Source organism: Ammoniphilus soli (genome assembly GCF_040813775.1).
This window is the reverse complement of record NZ_JBEGDL010000017.1, coordinates 25,496-50,110: the sequence shown is the minus strand read 5'-3', so window position 1 is coordinate 50,110 and position 24,615 is coordinate 25,496. Positions and strand designations below refer to the sequence as shown.

Genomic DNA, 24,615 nt, shown 5'->3' with positions numbered 1-24,615 from the left:
GGGTTTATCACAACAAAACTACAGAGGGGGTATTTCTTTGAATATCATGGATAAGTTCAGTCTAAAGAATAAGGTTTCAGTTGTGACAGGTGGTGCGATAGGGTTAGGGAAAGCCATGGCTACCGCTTTGGCACAAGCTGGATCCCATATTGTCATAGCGGATATGAATCTTGAGGGAGCCCAACAAACAGCTAATGAACTTCGTGAACAAGGAGTAGAGACGTTAGCTGTTCAGGTTGATGTTACCAATGAGCGACAAGTGGATGAAATGGTTGAGGCCGTGTTAAGGAAGTTCGATAAGATCGATGTTCTATTTAATAATGCAGGGATATGCCAACATGTCAAGGCAGAGGAAATGAGTTATGAGGATTGGAATAAAATTATGAATGTCAATCTTAATAGTGTCTTCCTTGTATCTAAGGCAGTAGGGAAAGTCATGATCAGGCAGAATCAGGGTAACATTATCAATATTTCTTCCATGACAGGAGTGATTGTTCCGATTCCACAATGCCAAGTAGCCTATAATGCTTCAAAAGCAGGTGTTATCATGCTTACGAAAAGTTTAGCCTTTGAATGGGCGCAGCATAATATTAGAGTGAATACGATCGCACCAGGGTTTATGAAAACGGAGCTAACCAGACCGTTTTTTGAAGGCAATAGTGCAATGACGGAGAGTTGGTTGGATTTAACACCGATGAAAAGGCCGGGGGTTCCCGAGGAATTGGGAGGCCTAGCCGTATATCTGGCTTCAGATGCCTCTTCTTTTGCTACGGGCGGTGTCTTTGTAATAGATGGAGGATATACCATATAGAATCTGGCTTAACTGCCACAAAGGGGTTTGATAGAATGTTCGATTCCATCAAGGAAGCGGTTGAAGATCTGAAGCAAGGAAAGATGATTATAGTAGTCGATAATGAAGATCGCGAAAATGAGGGAGATCTTGTGGCTTTAGCTGAAAAGGTTTCACCCGAGATGATTAATTTTATGATCAAAAATGGGAAGGGACTAGTTTGTTGTCCCATTACGAAAAGTCGTGCCGAAGAACTTGATCTCAGTTTGATGGTACAGCAAAATTCCGATCGCCATCAGACTGCTTTCACTGTATCTATTGATCATATTACCAATACAACAGGTATTTCTGCTTATGAACGTGCGGATACAATTCGTGCACTTGTGAACCGCGTGACGAAAAAATCTGACTTTCGTAGGCCAGGGCATATCTTTCCTTTAATTGCGGAAGAGGGAGGCGTTTTGGAACGAGCAGGACATACGGAAGCGGCGATCGATTTGGCTAAACTGTGTGGTGCCCATCCATCAGGGATTATTTGCGAGATTATCAAGGAAGACGGAACAATGGCTCGAGTACCGGATTTGTTTTTGTTCAGGAAAAGCTATGGTTTGAAGATGATCACAATTGCCGATCTCATTCTATATCTGACGAAAGAAGTTAGCCGCTCCCATTAAAGTGTAGTAGACTAGGTTTTAGGATTAAATTACAGTACACCTTAGAGAAGGTGGGGACAAATGTCCTACTAGATCGTTTTTTTGATATCGATGCCCTTGCCGATCGATTTTGCTGTATTTGATAAAACAGGAGAAAAATTAGTAGTGCCTATTGAATATGATGGACAACAACATTTTTGCTCCGATAAGCAACTAGGGAAGGGAAGAGATTTAAACTGATTCAAATTCGCGATCACATCAAGACTGAATATTGCTGAACCAAGAACATCCCTTTATGTCATAGATTTTCTAAATCGTGTAGTACCATCTTCCTAACGTCCGATAATCGAGCGGTATCGAACATGGTTCAAGAAGAATTACTTCCAGGAGAACAACGAGAAAAGGTTAGCTATGTTGTATCTATCGAGGATCTTAAAAAGATTTTGGGTGTAGACATCCACTCTAGTACAACAAGCCAACCATTGAAAAGAATAGATAAAGCCTCGGTCAATTTGACTGGGGCTTTTATGTTTATTTGAGGATAACGATCACACGGATGGCCTATTGGACTTCTACTCAAGAGATTAAAAGGGGTTTTCCGCATTTTTTCGCCATAGCCCCCCAGTTCCCCTCTCTATAGCGTTTTGCACTGTGTGGCTCACTGAGGTCGGTTGAATATACAATATATATTTGTGGACTTTTTTGTGCGATATATCTGCCACAGAAACTACCATTGAGACGAAAGTGATTTTTTTGTAGAAAAGAATTATACTAAATATATTAATAAATAAGCGTTTACAAAAAGATCAATATAATTGGCATAGATATTGCAATTAAAATTAAGCGTGGGGGGAAAGTTCATGAAGGATCGTATCAAGCAGATTATCAGTAAAGAAGATCCAAATAATCCGCTAGCAGATGAACAAATTGCTAGACAACTAGGAATGAGACGGGATGAAGTGACATTAATTCGTCATGAATTGAAAATTCCTGATTCTAGAAAGCGGCGTATTCCAGTACTAAAAAAAGAAATTGCGAATCTTCTCAAGCAATTCCCCAAAATTTCTAATAGGGAACTCACGAACAAATTACAAGAGAAAGGAATTGATGTTTCAAGATCTACAGTAAGCAACATTAGGGAAGAGGTGCAAGCGTTATCAGATGAGAGCACACTTAAAGCTGTGCCTTCTCAAGAAAACAGTAAAAATACTATCCATAAAATGTCGGCCTTTTCTTCGATGATTGGTTCCCAAGGAACTTTAAAAACAGCCATACAACAAGCTCAAGCAGCGGTTCTATATCCGCCTCATGGTCTTCACACCCTATTTTTTGGTCAAACAGGGGTTGGGAAAAGTAAAATGGCGGAAGCCATGTACCAATTTGCTGTAGAGAATGAGGTGATGAGGAAAAATGCCCCTTTTGTTGTATTCAACTGTGCCGATTACGCGAAAAACCCTCAGTTATTACTTTCCCAACTTTTTGGGTACATCAAGGGAGCTTTTACCGGGGCAGATCAAGAGAAGGACGGTCTTGTAGATCGCGCAGATGGAGGTATCTTGTTTCTGGATGAGATCCATCGACTTCCACCGGAGGGACAAGAGAACTTATTTTATCTGATAGATAAAGGTGTTTATCGTAGATTAGGGGAAGTTGGTTTTCAGCGCAATGCAGAAGTTCTTATTATTGGTGCTACCACAGAAAGTCCCGAATCAAGTTTGTTAATAACTCTTCGTCGTAGAATTCCTATGGCGATTGAAATCCCGTCTCTTTCTAACTGGTCACATAAAGAGAGACTTTCCTTGATTTTTCACTTTTTTAATGAAGAAACGAATAGGATCCGTAAAGAGGTCATTGTTGAAAGAGAAGTTATCTCCTCCCTGATGTCTTATGACTGTCCAGGGAATACCGGTCAACTGCATAGTGATATCCGTGTATTATTTGCCAAGGGATTTCTCAAACATTTGAGCCAGGTGGAGCAGGATCATGTACATGTGGAATTTCAAGATTTACCTCTGCATGTCATGAATAGCTATTCTTCACAAGACATGCAAACGAATACGAAGGTGCTTAAGAAGGATCAATATCTATTTATCCCTGGTCAGCAGTCGTCGATCTCAGTAGAAAGTAATGAGAGAATAGAAACTGAGCCTCTACTTTACGATTGGATTGTTAAGCGTTATCAAAACTTGAAGGAAGAAAGACAAAAAGATGAATTGATTCAGTTGATTATTAGCAAAGAGCTAAATTCCCGTCTACATGTAGATGAGGCAGAAGATCAGGTCAAATTAGAAGCACGGCTTCAGCGACTGGCCAAATTAGTGGGCAAAGAAATCGTTCAAACCGTCGAACAGATGTTGTGGATTGCGGAAAAACATTTGGTTCTGGACTATGACAAAATATCTTATGTTTTGGCGATTCACTTAAAAGGATTGCTTGAACGATATCGGACAGGTAACGGATTGGGTTCTGATACTGAGAGTGAGATTAACTTAGATTCCATTGAGTATAAAGTGGCTGAAGAGATGAGTAAAGTGATTTTTACCACATGGGAAATTCAGATACCGCTTCATGAAATTGGCCTCATTGCTACGTATTTAAGGCAATGCAGTACGCTCGTTGATTCCAAGAAGTTTATTGGTGTTGTCGTGGCTTCGTATGGTCAGATTGCCAAGAGTATGGTAAATGTAGCTCACCGCTTGTTTGAAAAAAAACATGCTGTTTCGGTAGAACTGTCTTGGGACGATGAAATTGAACATGCCATTGAGCGTATTGGACTAGCGTTGCAAAAGGCTGATCAAGGAGCAGGCGTCATTCTTCTAACTGACATGGGGACACATTTTTTAGAAGATGAAGAGTGGGGAAAGAGATTTGGTGTCCATACGAAAGTGATTTCGTTCGTAACGACTTCGCTTGTAGTGGAGGTATTGAGAAAATGTCTCTATACAGATCTACCTATCCATCAGCTTTCAGTTGATGTAGGTCAACGAAAGCATGAGTCGGTTATCTTTTCCCGTTCATTGGTTTCTAAGCCAAAAGCAATTATATGCATTTGTCTTACCGGGGAGGGTTCCGCTCGTAGTCTCGGTTGCCTTGTGCAGGAAAGCCTTGGAGAAAAGGGAGAGCAACTGACTTACTTGTATGGAAGTTCCATGTCTATCCGAAACCAATACAAAGAATGGGTTGAAACATATCATATTTTAGCTGTAGTAGGTACCGTCGATCCCATGTTAGAAGGGATTCCGTTTATTTCATTTAATGAGATTGTTGACGAAACAGGGCTAGTATTTTTGAAAAGATTATTGCTTACTCAGGAACGTTTAGATTTCGGAGTGGAAAAAGACAGACCTTTACGCTTGCAGGACCTTCTTTCTTCTGAGCTAACCTTTGGCTCTATGGAGGCTAAGTCCAAAGCAGAGGTAATCGAGAAATTATCGGATGCACTTGTGAAGTTAGGTTATGTTCAGAGTGGTTTTGAGGAGAAGGTATGGGAAAGAGAAAACTTGAGCCCTACCCTCATTGCGGAGATTGCGGCTATTCCGCATGCAGATCCTTCGCAAACTAGGAAGCCAGCCATCGCCGTGGCTATACTCAAGGATCCGGTGGAGTGGGAGCCGGGTGTGTGGATTCAGAACATATTTATGTTAGCGATTAATGAAAAATGCCAGCCAGCAGTCGAGGAATTGTACAAGTACATTACTGCTCCGGATTGTCAGTACGATTATAGGACACACGAATTGAATGGAGGTTTAACCATGGAAAAACAAGTCGTTATTCAAAATAAAACAGGATTGCATGCTCGTCCGGCTTCCGAGTTTGTTAAAACAGCCTCAAAATTTAAGTCAGACATCTTGTTGAAAATAGAAAACAAGCAAGTGAATGGGAAGAGCATCATTGGTGTCATGTCTCTTGGGGCTAAACAAGGAACGGCGCTTACTATAGGGGCAATGGGAAGTGATGAAACGGAGGCCTTAGAGGCACTTATTGGTTTGATTGAGAATAAGTTTGGAGAGGAATAGTAGTTTGGTTTTTGATTCTGAGTTATTTATAAACTTGAACCAATTAGAGGAGGAATTTGGAATGTTAACTGATCTAAAATTACCATCGGCGATTACCAAAGAAAAATTAGTCCATCTGCTTCACCAGATGTGGCTGATTCGTTTCTTCGATGAAAAGGTAGATGAGTTCTTTGCAAAAGGTCTTATCCACGGAACGACTCACCTTGCGGTCGGACAAGAAGCTACTGCGGCTGGAGCTTGTGCCCTGCTAACGAATGAAGATAAAATCACTAGTACGCACCGTGGCCATGGACACTGTATTGCCAAAGGGACTGAAGTGGATCGTATGATGGCTGAGTTGTTCGGACGTGAAACTGGCTATTGCAAAGGGAAAGGCGGATCCATGCACATTGCCGACTTAGATAAAGGAAACTTGGGAGCAAATGGAATCGTCGGCGGAGGAATCCCTATTGCGGTTGGTTCCGCGTTAACTTCCAAAATGAAAAACCTGAGTTATGTTACGGTATCGTTCTTTGGCGACGGTGCAACCAACGAAGGAAGTTTCCATGAAGCATTGAATATGGCATCCATCTGGAAACTCCCCGTTATCTTCTTCTGCGAGAACAACCAATACGGCATGTCCGGTCCGGTAAAAGAAATGATCAATATTGAAAACATCGCGGATCGCGCAGGTTCCTACGGCATCCCGGGAGTAGTCGTCGATGGAAACGATTTGTTTGCGGTGATTGAGGTCATGGCCGCTGCCATTGAACGGGCCAAAAAAGGAGAAGGTCCAACCTTGATCGAAGCGAAGACCTACCGCTTTAAGGGACACTCCAAGAGTGACGCGAAAAAATACCGTACACGTGAAGAAGAAATGGATTGGAGAACCAACCGGGATCCTATCGCACGTTATAAAAAAGTTCTTATAGAAGAAGGTATCTTAACCGAAGAGCAAGCCAAAGCGATTGAATTACAAGCGAAAAAAGAAATCGAAGAAGCAGTCGTCTTTGCTGAGAAGAGCCCCATGCCTGCCCTCGAAACATTGGAAGAAGACGTATTTGCCTAAAAATAGATCATAGTATTCCTACTAAACTTTGTAATTGGGAAGGAGCAACAGAAGGATGAGAGAGATTACGTATTTGGAAGCGGTACGCGAAGCGATGCAGGAAGAGATGAGAGCCAATTCGGATGTATTCATTATGGGGGAAGACATCGGGGTGTACGGCGGAGCGTTTGGTGTGACCCGCGGCATGATTGAAGAGTTCGGACCTGAGCGTGTTCGAAACACCCCCATTTCCGAAGCCGCCATTGCGGGTGCAGCGGTTGGAGCGGCCATGACCGGTATGCGCCCGATCATGGAACTTCAGTTCTCTGATTTTATCACTATTGCCATGGATCAATTGGTCAACCAGGCAGCAAAGAACCGTTATATGTTCGGAGGCAAGGGAAAAACACCGATGGTCGTTCGTACACCATCTGGCTCGGGAACCGGTGCGGCTGCCCAGCATACGCAAAGCTTGGAAGCCTGGATGGCCCATATCCCAGGATTGAAGGTCATTCAACCTTCTACAGCATATGACGCAAAAGGTCTTTTAAAGGCTGCCATCGACGATGATAACCCCGTTATTTTTTATGAGCATAAGTTGCTTTACCGGACCAAAGGACACGTTCCGGAGGGTTCCTATTCGATTCCTATTGGTAAGGCTGACATCAAGCGTGAAGGAACCGATGTCACCATTGTGGCAACTGCCATCATGGTTCATAAGGCTCTCCAAGCGGCTGTGGAACTGGAGAAGGAAGGCATTAGCGTGGAAATTATCGATCCTCGCACAATCGTTCCTTTAGATGAAGAAACCATTATTCAATCCGTGAAGAAAACAGGTCGTTTAGTGGTCGTTCATGAAGCGGTGAAGCGTTGCGGAATCGGCGGAGAAATTGCTAGCATGATCGCGGAAAGCGAAGCTTTCGATTATTTGGACGCTCCCATTAAGCGCTTAGGCGGATTGGCAATCCCCATGCCTTATAACCCAATCCTCGAAAAAGCAGCAATTCCACAAGAACCAGATATCATTGCCGCTGTCAAAGAGACATTAAACCGGGTCTAGGAGGGAAAGAAACGATGGCAACAGGCGTATTCATGCCCAAACTGAGTATGACGATGGAAACCGGAACCATCCTGCAGTGGTACAAACAGGTTGGCGATGATGTAAAAGAAGGCGACCTCCTTTTGGAGGTCTTGACCGACAAGATCAATATTGAAGTGGAATCCTATGCTACGGGGAAACTGCTCAAGGTTTACTTTGGTGCCGACGAAGTCGTACCCGTGAACCAAATCATCGGGTACATCGGTGAAGAGAATGAAAACGTTCCTGACGTCCCTCCAAGTGTCGATGGAGGCAATGCTCATGAAGAGGTCGCTGCAACTGCCAGTATTGAAGCACCTGAACATGAAGCAGCGGAAACTCAAAGCGATTCAGATAAAGTGCGTGCAACTCCTGCAGCACGAAAAGCGGCGAAAGACAAAGGCATTTCCCTTCACCAAGTGATTGGATCCGGTCCAAACGGCCGTGTGCATAAAAACGACGTGGAAATCTATACGCCAGCTAACGCGGTCAAGGCGACTCCTTTAGCCAAAAAGATAGCCGATGCCGAAGGAATTGCTCTCGACACTATCCATGGTACAGGCGTTCAAGGCAAAGTGCGTAAAGATGATGTCCTAAATAGCATCAAACCGGCTTCATCTGACGTTCCCGCAGAAACGGAAAAAGTGAAATTGGAAGGCATGCGCAAAGTCATCGCTCAACGGATGGTTCAAAGCGTGACCTCAGCTCCTCATGTCACCATAACAACCGAAGTCGACATGAGCGGTTCGATGGAAATGAGAAAATCCCTCCTCCCTCTCATTGAGAAGAAGACGGGGCATCGTGTATCCTATACGGAAATTATTATGAAAGCAGTCTCTCACGCCCTGGTCCTGCATCCGAAAGTCAATACTTCTCTACAGGGAGACTATATTATCTCCAATCCGAACGTCAATATCGGTTTAGCCGTTGCCGTTCCGAATGGCTTAGTTGTTCCAGTTGTGAAGCAAACCGAACATAAAGGATTGGCTGATCTGACCGCTGACTGCAAACAATTTGCTAAACTAGCCAGAGAAGGAAAATTATTGCCTGCCCATATGTCCGGTGGTACCTTTACGATCAGTAATCTGGGCATGTACCCGATTGATGTGTTCACCCCGATCATTAACCAGCCGGAAACCGCGATTTTGGGTGTTGGCCGCATTAATGAGAAACCGGTTGGCGTAAGCGGACAAATCGTCCTTCGTCCGATGATGACCCTCAGCCTTTCTTTCGACCATCGTGTGATCGATGGGGCACCAGCTGCTGAGTTCCTACAAACCGTGAAAGAAGCACTTGAAAATCCATATCAATTGATGGTGTAGAGAGGAAAAATAGCGATGAAAACCTACAATATTGCAGTCGTCGGCGGCGGTCCTGGCGGTTACGTAGCCGCCATTCGTGCGGCGAAAGAAGGAAAAAGCGTGGCCTTAATTGAAGCGGATCATTTAGGCGGCACTTGCCTGAATCGGGGGTGTATTCCCTCCAAAACGCTTCTTCGCCATGCCGAAGTCATTGAAGATATTAAAGCAGCGAAAAGCTGGGGAATCGAGACGGGTCCACTCACCCTTTCCCTGGATAAGATGATGGCTCGCAAAGACCAAGTGATCAAGCGGTTGAGAGGAGGCATTGGCGCTCTTTTGAAGGCAGGAAAAGTCGATGTTTACCAAGGGATAGGCACTGTTCAAGCGGATAAGAGTATTATTATTTCCGGTACCGAAGATCAGACCATCAAGGCTGAGTCTATCATCCTCGCCACCGGTTCGGCACCCTTTGTTCCCCCTATTCCTGGAACGGATCAAGTCTCTTACCATACCAGTGATACGATTTTTGGGATTACTCAAATTCCGGATTCGATCGTCATCATTGGGGGCGGAGTGATTGGAGTCGAATTTGCCTGCATCTTTGAAAGCTTAGGTACCCAAGTAACCGTAGTAGAAATGGCTGACCGTCTGGTAACGATGGAAGATCCGGATGCTTCTGCTGCTCTTCGCAAAGCGTTGCAGAAAAAGAACATATCCATCCTGACTGAAACTAAAGTGGAATCCCTAGCTGCCGGTCAAAACGGAAATGTGGTGAACATTATCGATCCTTCTGGCAACAGCGGAGAACTTCACTGCTCGGAAATCCTCATTGCTGTCGGCCGCAGGCCGAACGTATCGGGCATTGCTGATCTAGGACTAAAGATGAATGGGCCTTTCGTTGAAGTGAACGATTATATGGAAACCAGTATCCCCGGCATTTATGCGGTCGGTGATTTGATTGGCGGATGGCAATTGGCCCATGTGGCCAGTGCGGAAGGAACCGTAGCGGCCCTCAATGCAGCAGGACAGCGCACCCCGATCAATTATCGCGTTGTTCCTCGTTGTGTGTATACCCAACCAGAGATTTCCAGCGTTGGTCTTACCGAAGAAGAAGCCCGGAAAAAGGGATACTCGGTGAAAGTGGAAGTCTACAAGCATGCGGCGAACGGGAAAGCGATGGCGATCGATCATACCGACGGATTTGTGAAAATTATTGCCGATCAAAAATATGGCGAGATTCTCGGTGTACTTTTAGTAGGGGCCCATGTCACGGAAATGATCGCTGCTCCATCCGCCTTCATGCATCTGGAAGGAACCGTAGAAGAAATGGCAAACATGATCTATCCTCACCCTGCTGTTTCCGAAACGATGATGGAAGTAGCGGCAAGTTGGTTAGGTAAGGGAATTCATTCGTAATATAAAAAACAACCTGGGATACTAACTTTGCCCAGGTTATTTTTTCAATTCTGCATGTAAAAATCGGTTCGTAAAATTAATATCGTTGCTGTAGCCTCAGGAATAAAAAAGCAGAGGCATAATGTGTTTAAAGGTAGTTACTTCACTTCACTTGTGATCGATGAACCCACTGCCCAAAGAAACTTATACTCAATATCCTAAAAAATTCAAATTCATGATTAGTTAAATCACAAAAGATATATTATACTATTTATACAAACATCAAAGTTTATTATACAAAAATAAAGATTACTCAAACTGTCAACCCATAATTGAAAACAAGGGGATGGAAATTGTGAACATGAAAGAAGTGAGATGTGAACTATTCTGTAGTAAATGTTTTACAGATTCAATCCAAACCATTGTTTATATTAATGACATAATATTTAGTGTAAAATGCGATGATTGTAATCAGGAAAATATCATAAATCCAAATTTGGCCGATAAGATTACTGAAAAGTACATCCGTAGAGTATTTTCCAAACCAGAAAGAATGAAACATGAAATTGAGGGTGGTCTAATTAAAACCATCACTTCTTTACCCTCTAGATTTGTAACAAAACCCTTCCGGCTATATAAGGAAGTGCACGGGCTTCGATCTTATGTTTACAAGAAAAGAAATAATAAAGAAAAATAATGTTCCTAACATTCATGATTCAACCATTTTTACAATAATCTCCCCCTTCTCCTTGCCTGGTATGAGCAACCCAGGTGATTTTTTTTGCCCTAAAGAAGAGTTAAGAACATTCTACCTAACCTAAGACACCCGTACATTCTCCCTTGCCCATATCAGCCCTAGCCCTTTCAACATATAGTAAGATATGAATTCATTCTCATCCTTGAGACAAACAGTGGAAGGAGGATTGGCAATATTGATGCGTAGGCCTATTTTTTCCAAGCACAACGTCATCTCGATGGAATTTGCAAATTCGGCAACGAAGTATTTCCAGTATGATCGCAGTGAGATTGCATGATCGTTATCTTCAAGGACTACTCGAATTCTTTACCCCTAATCTTAAAATACCATTGAAAATTAATAGATAATTGAAGAGGATGTTTACTATGCAATGAAAAGTTAAATTCTTTCGGAATTGATTTAAGGCATTTCGAACCTTAAGTATGGATTCCTTAAAACTCTCTTTTCTGGTGCAAATGATTGACCCAGCCCTTTTAAACTCGCAAGATCATACTTCGAGGTCTTTATAGGTATTCTTCAACCGAAGTATTTCTTCTGTCTTTTCCAGACGATGACCGAAATTTTCCTTCTACGTACTCCTCGTTACTTTACCACAAAAAACTACACATTTATCATTTTAGTATTTTTTGTGGATAGAACAAAATCATCCACTTTATAAATCGGTTAATTTTGTGGTTCGTTTCGTGAATCAAAAAAATTTTAAATAATAAATCAATCGATTTTTAACGAGATAAAAGACCTAAACATTAGAACCACAAAAAAAACCAAAACATTGGCATAAGTATTGCATATATTTATATGCAAATAGGTTACTTAAATTCGTTTCTCCATTATCCTAAGATAAGGTCTTTGCAGAAAAAACGAGGGCTAACTCAGTTCATGAAAGCGACTTCACCATCTTGATCTCAATGGTGCAAATCATAATTTAACTGAGCCGTTACTTAAAAATTTGCTTCATTTTTTAAGTAATAACGAAAGCCTGTACCTATGGATAGGTTGTAGAAATGTTTTTAGACAAACCTAAACAAGCTTTCTAAAAGAAACTAATGTTAATGATCCAAAAAGGAGTGATGCTTACGGAGTGGACATGCGGTTATGGTTATCAGTACGGATTCATTACAAAAGTAATGAGGTAACCGATTAAAGGATCCACAGAACCCAATAAGGTTAATAAATTTGAATGCGTTTTACAAAATTATATGATGTGAGAATGTTTTCCTGTATCAATATCGTAATTACTATGAGATGTTCATAAGTCAAAGGGCCACACTTTATAAAATAACGATGGGAAGGAATCTTATAGATGACAAAAAAGCTAAATTTGGATGAAAATTTAATCTTCATAGATGTTGATAGGGAAGAAAAAGAAGATGTCATTGGAATTCTTGCAGGACGTCTTGAAGAACATGGATATGTAAAAGAGACATTTTTAAACGCTATTCTAAGTAGGGAGCAGGTTTATCCAACAGGCCTACCGCTACAAAAGTACGGTGTGGCTATCCCTCATACGGATGCTGTTCATGTGAATGAGCCTGCCATGGCCGTTGCCGTCTTAACCAAACCGATTCAATTTCAAATGATGGGAAGTCAGGAAACAGACGTTTCGGTAGACATGGTCTTTCTTCTAGCCATTAAGGAACCAAGTGAACAAATATCTATGTTAGAAAGTTTAATGAACATGTTTCAGAATGAAGAAGTCATGGATTCATTACGGCATGCATCTTCATCCTCGGAAGCAAAGATCATCATTGAAAGAGAAATGAAGTTGAGTATAGCTACTGAAGTAGTATAGAAAACCAAAGGATAGAAGGGGGATTTTTATGATTAAACAAGTGGTAGATTTTGTTCTCGGATTAGGCGCTGCCGTGATGCTACCTATTATTATGACATTGCTTGGAATGGTTTTTAAACAGGGGTTTAAAAAATCTTTTCGTGCAGGGCTCACCATTGGTATTGGATTCGTAGGAATTGGGCTTGTCATTACGCTGTTGATGGATTCATTGGGTCCCGCCGCTAAAGCTATGGTACAAACATTAGGCCTAAAGCTTGATATTCTTGATGTCGGTTGGCCGATTGGAGCGGCTATATCTTTCGGAACACCAGTAGCACCATTGATGATCTTGGTTGGAATTGTATTGAATGTAGTTCTTGTTGCCGTTAACTTTACAAAAACATTAAACGTGGATATATGGAATTTTTGGCATTATATCTTTGCCGCTTCAGTGACTTATTATGCTTATGATAATATGCTTTTGGCCCTTTTAGTGGGCGCAATTGTCGTAGCGGTCACACTTAAGTTGGCAGACTGGACAGCCCCAGCAATTGAACATCACTTTGGAGTCCCTGGCGTTTCTTCTGCCCACGCAGAAACCGTAAATTTTGCACCCATTACGTATGCGCTTAACCGGATTCAGGATAAGATTCCGGGATGGAATAAATTGAATGCTAGTCCTGAAACTTTAAGCCGTCGTTTTGGAATTTTTGGAGAACCGCTTATGATGGGGCTCATTCTGGGGATGTTAATCGGCATTATGGGGCGCTATGATGTGAAAGGCGTATTAACGTTAGGGATACAAATGGCCTCTGTTCTTGTATTAATGCCGAAAATGGTTGCTTTATTAATGGAAGGACTTATCCCAATCTCTGAGGGTGCACGTGAATTTGTACACAGTAGATTTCCTGGTAAGGATGTTTACATCGGATTAGATACTGCCATACTAATCGGTCACCCGGCAAACTTAGCGGTTGCCCTTATAATGGTTCCAATCACGCTGGTATTGGCTTTCGTTTTGCCTTATAATCGCATGCTTCCTTTTGCAGACTTAGCTGTTCTTCCATTTACAGTGGTTTGGGCTGTTGCCGCTTCCAGAGGAAATATTATTCGAGGATTATTTAACAGTATCGTTACAGTAGCAATTGTTCTATTTATTGCAACAGACATTGCTCCGTTAGCTACCACAATGGGGAAAGCAGTAGGGTTCGATTTTCCCGAAGGAGCTGCACAGATTTCGGGCATTGATTTAGGATCACACGTGATCCCATGGATTATCATACGATTGTTAGATCCGACTAACCCGATGTTTTTCGCTGCACTAGGTGCCGGTGTTCTATATGCCCTCCTTTGGTTCTGGGTACGAAATGACATTCGTAAGCAGTATGCTAAAGAAATGGGTTTGGAAGAAGTAACAACAGAAGGAAGCTCTTCTTCATCGAAGGCTGTCTAATCCATAATTAACCATGAAATATACAGGAGGTAAAATCAAAAATGGCTAAAAAACGAATCCTTGTCGCATGTGGTACAGCAATTGCAACATCAACAGTGGTAGCAAAAAAGATTGAGGATATGATGAAACAGCGCGGGCATGAAGTTACCGTAGAACAATGCAAAGCAGCGGAAGCGCCTTCAAAGGCAGCGAGCTTTGACTTAGTGGTTACGACAACCCCCGTAGCAGATATGGGGTCAACGCCAGTCATCCGTACGCTATCGTTCCTATCCGGGGTGGGTGTTGATCAAGATGTCAAAAAGATTATGTCAGCCTTAGGTTTGGAGTAAGACCGTAGTCCAGTTGTTCTGAGGTTAATCAGCATCCAACTCGATTTGTATAGCAATTATTAATCAGAAATAACAATCATGAAATATACAGGAGGAAATCAAAATGGCTAAAAAACGGATCCTTGTCGCATGTGGTACAGCAATTGCAACATCAACAGTGGTAGCAAAAAAGATTGAGGATATGATGAAACAGCGCGGGCATGAAGTTACCGTAGAACAATGCAAAGCAGCGGAAGCGCCTTCAAAGGCAGCGAGCTTTGACTTAGTGGTTACGACAACCCCCGTAGCAGATATGGGGTCAACGCCAGTCATCCGTACGCTATCGTTCCTATCCGGGGTGGGTGTTGATCAAGATGTCAAAAAGATTATGTCAGCCTTAGGTTTGGAGTAAGATCTATTCGGTTAAAGAGCAGAAGATAAAGGCCAATCATCCCTTTGGTTGGTCTTTACAGCTAGAAAGATGGAGGGGATTTCAGTGAAAATCTATTCTTACCGTCAATCAACCTACTATGTCTCATTTTTGCTTCCGGCGTCCATCCTTTTAGGGATATTTGTTTGGGCAGTATATGGAATGTGGCAACAAGGGCCACTTCTCTATTACAAATTGGCTATAATCACCATGCCAATCCTTATATTATCAACCTTTAAGGGAATTCATAACCCGACCTCTGTGCAATTATCTGAATCATCCATTTGTTTTCATTTTTTTGGGATGAAGCATGAATACAAGTGGAATGATATCAATTATTTGAAAATTAACCAATATCCTTTCATTGGGAAAACCTTGATTCGCATTGATAAACCGCAAATATTTGGAGGTCGTTATTGGGTTACAAATCAAATGGAAGGCTATGAAGAATTGGTTCCATTGTTATCTAAACGGGCTGAGTCTACTCCTAATAATTAGCTTCAATTCATTGAAATAAATACTTTTTTTCAGGAGGAGAAAAATGAAATCATCTGTTTTTTATGATATTGGGGATTTTCGATATGAGGAAAGAGCTTATCCGGAAATAAGGGAGGATGAAGTTCTTATACAAATGAAGGCTTGCGGTTTGTGTGGTACCGATATTCATAAAGCGATTGAAAAAACAGTACCTACGCCGACGGTCCTTGGCCATGAGGTGGCAGGTATAGTGATTCACGTTGGGAAACAAGTGACCCAATTTCAACCGGGTGATCGAGTCTTTGTCGCACACCATGTTCCGTGCTTTACATGCCATTACTGTCAACGTGGTTTTTATTCGCTTTGTCCTCAATTTTCAAAAACGAACTTAGATCCGGGCGGTTTTTCCGAATATATTCGCGTCCCAGCCCTACATGTGAAACATACCATGGGGAAAATTCCTGACACCTTGAGCTTTGAACAGGGAGCCATGGTGGAACCCGTTGCTTGTTGTTTGCATGGCTTTGATTCGATCGATATGAAATCTGGGGATAGTGTCCTCATCATGGGGGCTGGACAAATCGGATGCATCCAAGCTCAAATCGCTCGCCATTTCATGGCCAGTACCGTGATGATAAGCGATGTGAATGAGTACCGATTGGAAAAGGCAAAAGAATTGGGAGTCGATACCGTCATTAATAGTAATCGGGAGAACATAGTCGAACGGGTAAAAGAACTAACGGATGGTCGTGGAGCCGATATTGTCATTATTTCAGCGGGGATTGGCGCTTTGCTCAGCCAAGCGATGGAGTGCGTAGCACGTGGAGGAACCATCCTCGTGTTTGCCCCTTTCCATCAGGAACCCATATCCATACCAGCTTACCGTTTCTTTAATGATGAAATTCGTATAGTTGGTGCGTATTCCTCTACTCCATATAACTATCTGCCTGCACTTGAGCTCTTGAAAAAGGGAATCATTGACGTGGAAAAAATGGTTACACACCGCTATACGTTATCCGAGCTACATGAGGCGATTGAATGTGCTCATAACCCCAATGAGAAAGTATTGAAAGTGATGATCGTTCCTTAATTAATAGAGAAGAATAGGAGACATTTCCATGATTCATATAGATTTAAGCGGTCAGGTGGCTCTAGTAACAGGTGGTGAACGTGGCATTGGAGCATCTATTTGCCGAACGCTTGCCCAAGCAGGGGCTACGGTTTGGATCCAGTATACCCATAGTGAAAACGAAGCGGATAAGGTTTGTGCAGATATCCGTTCTTCAGGTGGGTCAGCAAATGTTTTCCGGTCCGATATTTCTCAACCAGATCAAGTAAGAGAAATGGTAGATTCGATTCTGAACCGAGAAGATCGCATTGATATTTTAGTTAATAATGCTGAAGTGACATCTTTTCAATCCATTTTGGAATTGACAACGGAACAGTGGGACAGAGTGTTGAATGTTAATTTGGATGGCCCTTTCCTGTGTTGTAAAGAAGTACTTCCTACTATGGTTAATGAAGGGTATGGTGTAGTTGTCAATATATCTTCAACTAGCGCTATGACAGGTGGTGGTGGTGCCCACTATGCGGCTTCCAAAAGCGGATTGGATTCCATGACAAGGGCTCTAGCTCGTGAATATGCTTCACGAGGAATCCGTGTAAACGGTTTGGCACCGGCTATGATTGAATCTGATTTTTTTATGGAAAGGATCTCAGATGAGCTGAGCCGTAAAAAGATGGCTGCACGGATTCCAGTCGGTCGTTTGGGTACACCGGAAGAAGTCGCATACATGACAGCAGTTCTTTGTTCTCCCTTTGCTGGGTATTTAAGTGGAGAAACGATCGTGTTAGATGGCGGTAGAATGTTTGCATAGATAATCGGGAAAAGGTGATAAACTTGACACGGAGAAACGTCGTTGTCGTTGGTGGAGCAGCAGGCATTGGTAAGCAAATCGTGATGGATATGGTTCGCCAAGGGGATCGAGTTGCTATACTAGATTTAAATATAGAGGCTGGAGAACGTTTAGTTGCCGAATTAGTTCAACAAGGAGGACAAGTTTCTTTTTTTCAGGCAAATGTTAGTTCTTGGGATCATATGAATCAAGCCATCCAGGAAACCCTTGCTGAAATGGAACGAATAGATGTGCTTGTATATTCGGCGGGTATTACTCGGCGAGTAAATTTCGATGATTTAGGTTGGGATGAGTGGAAAAAAACCATCTCGGTCAATTTGACTGGTCTATTTTATGCTGTCAAGGCAGTTGTTCCCTCGATGATGGAGCATAGATCTGGAAAAATCGTTATCATTGGTTCCGGTTCTGCAATCACGGGTTCAGGTGGGGGAGTACATTATGCAACCTCCAAAGGAGGTGCTTTTGGTTTGATGAGAAGTCTAGCCGGGGAATTAGGGGCTTTCGGTATCAGAATTAACACAGTGGCTCCACGTGTCATTGAATCAGAAATGTTAACGCGTCTGTACCCTGACCCTTCTGACTTGGAAGCTTTAAAGGATACAATCCCTGTCAAACGTCTTGGGACACTAGGAGATATTTCCAATACGGTTCAATTCCTAAGTTCTGAACAATCCGATTATATACACGGCCAGGTGATTTTATGTGATGGAGGAAGGACCTACAGTGCTCAATAGCGGGTCATGATAAAAGGAGAAACCATGGCATATAAAATTGTTTTTTTTGATATAGATGGAACTCTAGTTAATGAAGATAAAAAGATTCCCAGTGATACCAAACAGGCCATTCAACAATTGAAAGAACGAAATGTACAGGTCGTTATTGCGACAGGAAGAGGTCCTTTTCATCTGAAGCCGATTGCCGAGGATCTAGGTATTGACTCTTTTGTCAGTTTCAACGGATCCTATGTAGTTTATAAAGGAGAAACCATCCTCGAGCGGCCAATTAATGCATCGACCCTCGAATTATTGGACGCATGTGCTTATAAAAAGAAACATCCGATAGTGTATTTTAGTAATATAGAATGCCATACAAGCAATCATCTGCATCCTCATGTAAAGGAATCCTTTGAATCTTTGAGAGTTACTATACCAAGCTACCATCCTCATTATTGGAAAGAAGCAAAAGTCTACCAGGCGATGTTGAAATGCCAAGATTTTGAGGAAGAGTATTATCTAAAAGGCTTTTTAGGGCTCAATTTTGTTCGATGGCATCGTGTTTCGTTGGATGTTATACCTGCTGGTGGTTCTAAAGCAAAAGGGATAGAGGCCGTCTTGCAGCACCTGGAAATATCTCCGCAGGAAGCGGTGGCATTCGGTGACGCATTGAATGATAGAGAGATGCTTTCGTATGTCGGCATGGGCATTGCCATGGGGAATGCCCATCAAGAACTGAAGCCGTTCGCTGACTTTATTACCAAGCCGGTGAATGAAGGTGGTATCCGGTACGGATTGCAGGAGATCGGACTGATTTAGGAAGGATACAAAACATCGATTGCTACCGGTGAACGATTGGTAGTGGTTAACCAAGAATACCAGGTAATAGCCTAGGTTCAGTGCGTACCATAAATGTGTTGTCAATCTGACACATATCCATTTACTTTACGGAAGCGCCAGCGGAGGCGTTGCCTGGTTCCTTCTATGTTACACCACATGGTCTTTCTTAAGATTAAGGCAGGATTTAGTTTATCCAAGGAGAGTGTCTTTTCGAAGTAAGACCCGTCTCTTCCCAAAAATTGCAGTTTTACACCATACTTTTTTCCGAAGAGGAGTTGTTCATATGTTACGCAATGGAATTGCCGCTGCGCCAGGATTTGCTATGGGTCGCGCGTTTGTCAAAGCAGAAAATCAGATCACCTTTTCTCGCCAACCGATATCACAGGAAAACGTGGAGGCTGAAGTACAACGCTTGAAGCAAAGTGTGCAAGCAGCAGAAAAAGAGCTAGAAGCCATCAAACAAAAAGTCAAGCGGGAAATCGGGGAAGAAGAGGCACAAATCTTCGAGGCCCATCTAATGTTTTTGCAAGATCCAGAGGTCGTCGGAGAGATGGAAGGAAAAATTGCCAGCGAGAAGATTAATGCAGAAGCTGCCCTGGAGGATGTGAAGGATCAATTAGTTGCCATTTTTGAAAGTATGGATAATGAGTACATGAGGGAAAGAGCCGCTGACTTGCGGGATGTGTGCCAGCGACTCTTAAAGAAACTGTTGGGCATCAATGATGAAATGCCGGAAGGCGCGAACGAACCTATCATTTTAGTGGCACATGATTTGACTCCTTCGGATACCGCACAGTTGGATAAGGACAAAGTAAAAGGTTTTGCGACCAATATTGGCGGCCGTACTTCCCATTCCGCGATCATGGCTCGTACGATGGAGATCCCAGCCGTTGTCGGACTATCTACCATTACGAGCGAACTGCGAACAGGGGATATGGTGATCATCGACGGGTTTACTGGAGAAGTACACATACGCCCTGATGGCGAGTTGATCAAAACCTATGAAGAGAAAGACAAGAATTATCTCAAACAGAAAGAAGAATGGACGAAATTAGTCCAGCAACCGACCGTAACGGCGGATGGTCATCGCGTGGAATTGGCTGCTAATATTGGAACACCGCAGGATGCTATTCAGGCTCTTGATCAGGGAGCAGAAGGAGTCGGTTTGTTCCGGACGGAGTTCCTGTATATGGAGAGAGATCAATTCCCTACTGAAGAGGAGCAATTCGAAGCTTATAAATCAGTTGCCTTAACGATGGGTCAAGAGCGTCCTGTCGTCATCCGAACATTAGATATTGGCGGAGATAAAGAGCTGTCTTACCTTTCTTTGCAAAAGGAATTAAATCCGTTTCTCGGTTATCGTGCAATTCGACTATGTCTTGGAAATCCGGAATTATTCAAAGTTCAATTGCGAGCGTTATTGCGTGCAAGCGCTTTTGGAAATATCAAAATCATGTATCCGATGATTGCGACACTCTCCGAATTGAGAAAGGCTAATCAGCTTTTGGAACAGGTCAAGGAGAATCTTCGCTGCTCTAGCATTGCTTTTAATGAAGAAATCGAAGTGGGCATCATGATTGAAGTCCCGGCTGCTGCCATGATTGCTGATCAATTAGCTAAGGAAGCTGATTTTTTCAGTATTGGCACAAACGATTTGATCCAATACACGATGGCCGCGGATCGAATGAACGAACAAGTTTCCTATTTATATGAACCATACCACCCGGCTATCTTGCGCCTCATTCGCCAGGTCATTCAAGCAGCTCATCAAGAAGGAAAGTGGGTTGGGATGTGTGGAGAGATGGCTGGAGAAGAAACGGCCATTCCGATCTTGCTTGGATTGGGATTAGATGAATTCAGCATGAGTGCCACATCAATCCTTCGCGCTCGCCATTTAATCAAGCAACTAGATTCTAGCCGATTGAAAGAAGTGACTCAATATGTTCTGTCGTTGGAGAGTGGCGAGGAAATTAAAGCTTATATAGAAGAAAACGTATTCAAACAGAATTTAGTAACGGTTAAATAAGAAAAGTATAAACAGGGGCTGGAGTGTAACTCGGCCTCTGTTACATGTTGAGGAGGTAAGGGAAATGCAGCTGCGTTGGCTGCCAACCGGGGTGTTATTGCTTAGATACTTTCTTGGAACAGCGGGGTTATTTAATTCTCATTACTGAGGGGGTGTAGGTAGATGGTAGGAAAGGTGTTCTCGCAACCCTACATAATCTCGTAAAATTCGAGTTTGATAAGATTATATAAAACCGTAACAAAACCTTGTAACGGTAATAAATGAGTGTATAAATAATTTAGCCCCCACTCTTGTTCTGCTCTAATTCTCTCGACAAGTACTAGAAAAATCAATATATTATTTCAATCGGCCATCTAGTGTTTGCTGTCCGTTCCTTACATAAACTAGGTACCAAAGAAAAGAATGTCGTTCTGTGATAACCTTTGACGAACATAGTTCTCTGATTATTTTTGTATGATACAATCTTCTAAGACAAAATATGGGGTGTTCATTCGAAAATATACAATATGAGAATGTAATGTTGGAGAGTGAAATATGAAGAAGTCCATTGGAAATTTTAATGCTAAGTTGAGAAAGCGAGAATCTGACACACATGTTCTTGGACAAGCTTCACTTCAAAGAAACCGTGAGGAACTACCTGGAAAAGAGAGTCTCATGAAGGAAGGACGTTTAGAGGAGGCAGCAGCCGTCTTTACTCATGAGGGACTACAGGTTTTTTCAAAGCTTTTTACCAATAGTATTGAAAACGCTATCGATAGTAGGCTGGCAGTTGTAGTAGAGCAAGCCGTTGAAAAGAAATTGGCGGAAGTATTAGAGGTTGCTGCGGTTAAGATACGTCAATTTATGGAGCAGATAGATCAGCAACAACAGGCTGTTGATATGAATTTGAATAGAGAATCTAATAGGGATAAAGAAGATAATGAACCGTGGCCTAGGAAATTATCTTTGATTATCAATCCATCCATAACTGGAAAAATTGAACGTACAGAAACAGAAGAAACGGTGGAACCCCTCTCTGAACAGCTATTTAATAAAAGAAAACAGGAGTCGGCTAAAAAGGGGTCTAACCTAGAAATCGAGGAAGTTGAGATACCTGATAACGAGAATAATCAAGTGATCAGGATGACAGTTCCAGAACAGGCGGATTTAGTTGCTCAATATTTACGGGAAAACGGCAAGATGAAAGCTAAAGAATTGGTGAATGCCATAGATACTATACCATGGGGAAATAATCCATGGAACAAGTTGCATTACTATTGCCAAATTAATATGCAAATTAAGAAAGTGGGGAAAGGATATTATGATTATTCGGATTCCGTGGAATTAGGGGGAAATATGATTTCTGGAGAGAACGATCAAAAACCGGAATAAGTTGACGGAATATCCTACAGTAAACCGATGGTAAAGCACCATCGGTTTTTGCTTTAGAGCGAAGAATATGAGCGCACTTAAAAAACGTCACAGAATGTCCCTTCTGTGATGTGAAATATGCTAGAATAGGGGTAATACATACTTTAGGAGGGACCATAAGTGAAACAAAACACGTCACGGAAGGTAATAACCGCTTACGATCCGGAAGAGGACCATCTTTCCGTTTGGAAAGACCGGTTTTTGGAATCGGAGATCCGGGGGGATCGGTCTCCAGATACCGAGAAAAAAATTGAGCTGCAGCTGCAGCGCTTCATCGATTTTTTTCAAGAACGATACGGACATGATCGAGTGAGTGCTGTGGTGAAACGAGATGTGAAAGCCTGGATGGACTTTTTGTATGACGAGGAAAATGGTCTGGGATTGGCAGCGGCCACGGTGAACAATCATAAAGCGCATTTGTCACTCTTTATGGGCTGGCTCCATCAGCAGGTACCACATTTGCTGCCGGAAGATCCGACTAAGGGCAAAGGACTCAAGGATATTTTGCTTCCGGCACCGGAGCCGCGTGCCCTAACGGAGGAGCAGGTTCGATCCCTCAAAAACATTTGCGACCGGCTCGAACGGTTCCATCAACTGAAGGGACGTCGCTGGAAAGGACAGATTCCCCCATTGAAAAAACAGGCGCGGCCAAAACGGGATCGGGCCATTGTGTTCCTCTTACTCTCTACCGGTATCCGTCGGGAAATGCTGGTCAACCTGAACGTAGACCAACTGCAGCCCAATGATCCAGAAAAGTTGCGAGTCGCTCGCCGTGCCAGGCTGGTACGTGTTCGGGGGAAGGGGAGAACGGAGGCGGTCAAATACTTGAATGAAGACGCACGACTGGCACTGGCCGACTATTTAGAATTCGAGCGCCCTCAAGATGTGGATCCGGATTCTCAAGCGTTATTTCTGACAGCCCTGGGGGTTCCGGATCGTAAGACGGGTGGTCGATTGCACGTCCGGTCTATTAACCGGATCTTGGAGCAGATTGGTGAATGGCATGATGCCGAGCAACTCCAGCCGGACCGGCAGATTTCGCCGTTACGACCTCATGATTTACGCCATACTTATGCGTTTCTTTTGTCTCAGGCTACCCAGGGGGACCGAACGATCCTGCAGCGTGAATTGATCCACCGTAATGAGCGTTATCTGGAAACCTATACGAATCCGCCATCGGAAGTAGCGGCGAAGATAGTGGAGGAACTTTAAAGAGAGGAAAAAATCAGTCCTTTGTAGAAGATGTTTTTTTCAAAGAAGGAAGTGGGGTGTGTGAAATGGTTGCCCGCCGGCGTGGATATTTTCACGGTTGCCGAACTGGCCGGACATGCAGACGTCAATATGACTCGGCGTTACTAGTAAGCCGAGTTACTTAAAACTCAAAGAGATTAGTCTTTTATATAAGGATTTTTTATATAGATAGCAAAAGTCATGCCAATATTTCTGGTGAAAACTCGATACTTACTAAGCTAACGGGCAGCATTCCTGAATAGAGCATTCGAAATATGTATGTACGTTCGTACGTTTGACCATACTTGAAATTAGCTATTCAGTGGAGGTTGTTAGAGTGAAAACTACTGCTAGAATCGTGATTGACGCTGACCCAGAAGTAAAGGCAATGGTGGAAGAAATAAAGCAAAAAAGTGGTCAATCTGTAAAACAAATTGTTGAAAATTTAATTCGTGAAGCTTATGACCAAATGAAACGAGGAGGTTAAAGATTCATATTTTAAAACATCAATTTCATAAGGGGTTTTCAGCTAAAAAAGCCGAATGGGGATAAAAAATGATTTACCTTGTTGTTTCCGTTGTGATATTTAATGTGGTTGCATATTTCATTCCTAAAAGAATAACAAAACTAGAAATGTATGCAACATCCATTTTTGCTTTGTTCTTCGCAAATTTAATTGATTTATTTTTGGAACACAAATATCTATTGTATTGGTATTTTAATAAGGAAGTGGACTGGATTAGTTTAATTGTATTTTTTGGTACATATCCAGCGATAAATATCATGGTTTTAAACTTTTTCCCTTTGGATGCCCGCTACTCAAAGAAAATTACATATATCGCATTATGGAGTTTATTTCTTACTTTCTATGAGTGGGGGGCGGTAAACATAGGGGAGTTTCTACACTACGGTAAATGGAATATATGGTATTCATTATTGTTGTATCCAGTTATTGTAACTATTCTTTATTGGAATTTTATGCTCATAAGACGACTATCCAAATCATCAAAGTGATTATGGATTT

General features: G+C 42.5%; 22 protein-coding genes and 1 pseudogene. All 23 read left to right on the top strand.

Features of this window, described 5'->3' with window-relative positions; genetic code table 11:
• Positions 1 to 37: 37 nt before the first annotated feature.
• The 23 genes and pseudogenes from ABLT31_RS25345 (at position 38) to ABLT31_RS25235 (ending at position 24,605) form a co-directional block, all read left to right on the top strand.
• On the top strand, positions 38 to 811 hold the full coding sequence (locus ABLT31_RS25345) for an SDR family NAD(P)-dependent oxidoreductase (RefSeq protein ID WP_367757039.1): 774 nt from the start codon (positions 38 to 40) through the stop codon (positions 809 to 811).
• 35 nt (positions 812 to 846) lie between these two features.
• Positions 847 to 1,434: pseudogene (gene ribB, locus ABLT31_RS25340) on the top strand (3,4-dihydroxy-2-butanone-4-phosphate synthase); the annotation flags it as partial.
• A gap of 120 nt (positions 1,435 to 1,554) precedes the next feature.
• Complete coding sequence (locus ABLT31_RS25335; protein ID WP_367757037.1) at positions 1,555 to 1,683, top strand: PDDEXK family nuclease; 129 nt, start codon at positions 1,555 to 1,557, stop codon at positions 1,681 to 1,683.
• 122 nt (positions 1,684 to 1,805) lie between these two features.
• Complete coding sequence (locus ABLT31_RS25330; RefSeq protein WP_367757035.1) at positions 1,806 to 1,982, top strand: hypothetical protein; 177 nt, start codon at positions 1,806 to 1,808, stop codon at positions 1,980 to 1,982.
• 321 nt (positions 1,983 to 2,303) lie between these two features.
• Positions 2,304 to 5,459 carry an HPr family phosphocarrier protein gene (locus ABLT31_RS25325; protein ID WP_367757033.1) on the top strand — a complete coding sequence of 1,052 codons (3,156 nt, stop codon included), beginning with the start codon at positions 2,304 to 2,306 and terminating at the stop codon, positions 5,457 to 5,459.
• Between the two features lie 61 nt (positions 5,460 to 5,520).
• Positions 5,521 to 6,507: a thiamine pyrophosphate-dependent dehydrogenase E1 component subunit alpha gene (locus ABLT31_RS25320; protein ID WP_367757031.1), complete on the top strand. Its 987-nt coding sequence runs from the start codon at positions 5,521 to 5,523 to the stop codon at positions 6,505 to 6,507.
• A 55-nt stretch (positions 6,508 to 6,562) separates the two neighbouring features.
• Positions 6,563 to 7,546 carry an alpha-ketoacid dehydrogenase subunit beta gene (locus ABLT31_RS25315; RefSeq protein ID WP_367757029.1) on the top strand — a complete coding sequence of 328 codons (984 nt, stop codon included), beginning with the start codon at positions 6,563 to 6,565 and terminating at the stop codon, positions 7,544 to 7,546.
• A 14-nt stretch (positions 7,547 to 7,560) separates the two neighbouring features.
• Complete coding sequence (locus ABLT31_RS25310) at positions 7,561 to 8,886, top strand: dihydrolipoamide acetyltransferase family protein (RefSeq protein WP_367757026.1); 1,326 nt, start codon at positions 7,561 to 7,563, stop codon at positions 8,884 to 8,886.
• A gap of 15 nt (positions 8,887 to 8,901) precedes the next feature.
• Positions 8,902 to 10,281: a dihydrolipoyl dehydrogenase gene (gene lpdA / locus ABLT31_RS25305; protein ID WP_367757024.1), complete on the top strand. Its 1,380-nt coding sequence runs from the start codon at positions 8,902 to 8,904 to the stop codon at positions 10,279 to 10,281.
• Between the two features lie 2,039 nt (positions 10,282 to 12,320).
• On the top strand, positions 12,321 to 12,809 hold the full coding sequence (locus tag ABLT31_RS25300) for a PTS sugar transporter subunit IIA (protein ID WP_367757022.1): 489 nt from the start codon (positions 12,321 to 12,323) through the stop codon (positions 12,807 to 12,809).
• A 28-nt stretch (positions 12,810 to 12,837) separates the two neighbouring features.
• The gene (locus ABLT31_RS25295; protein WP_367757020.1) at positions 12,838 to 14,241 is read left to right on the top strand and encodes a PTS galactitol transporter subunit IIC; all 1,404 of its coding nucleotides are present in this window, start codon (positions 12,838 to 12,840) and stop codon (positions 14,239 to 14,241) included.
• A gap of 41 nt (positions 14,242 to 14,282) precedes the next feature.
• A complete protein-coding gene (locus tag ABLT31_RS25290) occupies positions 14,283 to 14,570 on the top strand; it encodes a PTS sugar transporter subunit IIB (RefSeq protein WP_367757018.1) in 288 nt (95 codons plus the stop codon).
• 103 nt (positions 14,571 to 14,673) lie between these two features.
• Positions 14,674 to 14,961, top strand: coding sequence for a PTS sugar transporter subunit IIB (locus tag ABLT31_RS25285; protein ID WP_367757018.1), 288 nt, complete (start codon positions 14,674 to 14,676; stop codon positions 14,959 to 14,961).
• Positions 14,962 to 15,045: 84 nt separating this feature from the next.
• The gene (locus tag ABLT31_RS25280) at positions 15,046 to 15,477 is read left to right on the top strand and encodes a hypothetical protein (RefSeq protein WP_367757016.1); all 432 of its coding nucleotides are present in this window, start codon (positions 15,046 to 15,048) and stop codon (positions 15,475 to 15,477) included.
• Between the two features lie 43 nt (positions 15,478 to 15,520).
• A complete protein-coding gene (locus ABLT31_RS25275) occupies positions 15,521 to 16,546 on the top strand; it encodes a zinc-dependent dehydrogenase (protein ID WP_367757014.1) in 1,026 nt (341 codons plus the stop codon).
• Positions 16,547 to 16,574: 28 nt separating this feature from the next.
• Positions 16,575 to 17,333 carry an SDR family NAD(P)-dependent oxidoreductase gene (locus ABLT31_RS25270; RefSeq protein ID WP_367757012.1) on the top strand — a complete coding sequence of 253 codons (759 nt, stop codon included), beginning with the start codon at positions 16,575 to 16,577 and terminating at the stop codon, positions 17,331 to 17,333.
• Between the two features lie 23 nt (positions 17,334 to 17,356).
• Entirely contained in the window at positions 17,357 to 18,106 is a 750-nt protein-coding gene (locus ABLT31_RS25265) for an SDR family NAD(P)-dependent oxidoreductase (RefSeq protein ID WP_367757010.1), read from the top strand.
• 24 nt (positions 18,107 to 18,130) lie between these two features.
• Complete coding sequence (locus ABLT31_RS25260; RefSeq protein WP_367757135.1) at positions 18,131 to 18,904, top strand: Cof-type HAD-IIB family hydrolase; 774 nt, start codon at positions 18,131 to 18,133, stop codon at positions 18,902 to 18,904.
• A 304-nt stretch (positions 18,905 to 19,208) separates the two neighbouring features.
• Positions 19,209 to 20,951: a phosphoenolpyruvate--protein phosphotransferase gene (gene ptsP / locus ABLT31_RS25255; protein ID WP_367757008.1), complete on the top strand. Its 1,743-nt coding sequence runs from the start codon at positions 19,209 to 19,211 to the stop codon at positions 20,949 to 20,951.
• A 534-nt stretch (positions 20,952 to 21,485) separates the two neighbouring features.
• Positions 21,486 to 22,322 (top strand): hypothetical protein, encoded by an 837-nt coding sequence (locus ABLT31_RS25250; RefSeq protein ID WP_367757006.1) that lies wholly within the window; start codon positions 21,486 to 21,488, stop codon positions 22,320 to 22,322.
• Between the two features lie 159 nt (positions 22,323 to 22,481).
• Positions 22,482 to 23,573, top strand: a complete 1,092-nt coding sequence (locus ABLT31_RS25245; protein WP_367757004.1) for a tyrosine-type recombinase/integrase — start codon at positions 22,482 to 22,484, stop codon at positions 23,571 to 23,573.
• Between the two features lie 355 nt (positions 23,574 to 23,928).
• Complete coding sequence (locus ABLT31_RS25240) at positions 23,929 to 24,078, top strand: hypothetical protein (protein ID WP_367757002.1); 150 nt, start codon at positions 23,929 to 23,931, stop codon at positions 24,076 to 24,078.
• A 68-nt stretch (positions 24,079 to 24,146) separates the two neighbouring features.
• On the top strand, positions 24,147 to 24,605 hold the full coding sequence (locus ABLT31_RS25235) for a CBO0543 family protein (protein WP_367757000.1): 459 nt from the start codon (positions 24,147 to 24,149) through the stop codon (positions 24,603 to 24,605).
• The last annotated feature ends 10 nt before the right edge of the window (positions 24,606 to 24,615 follow it).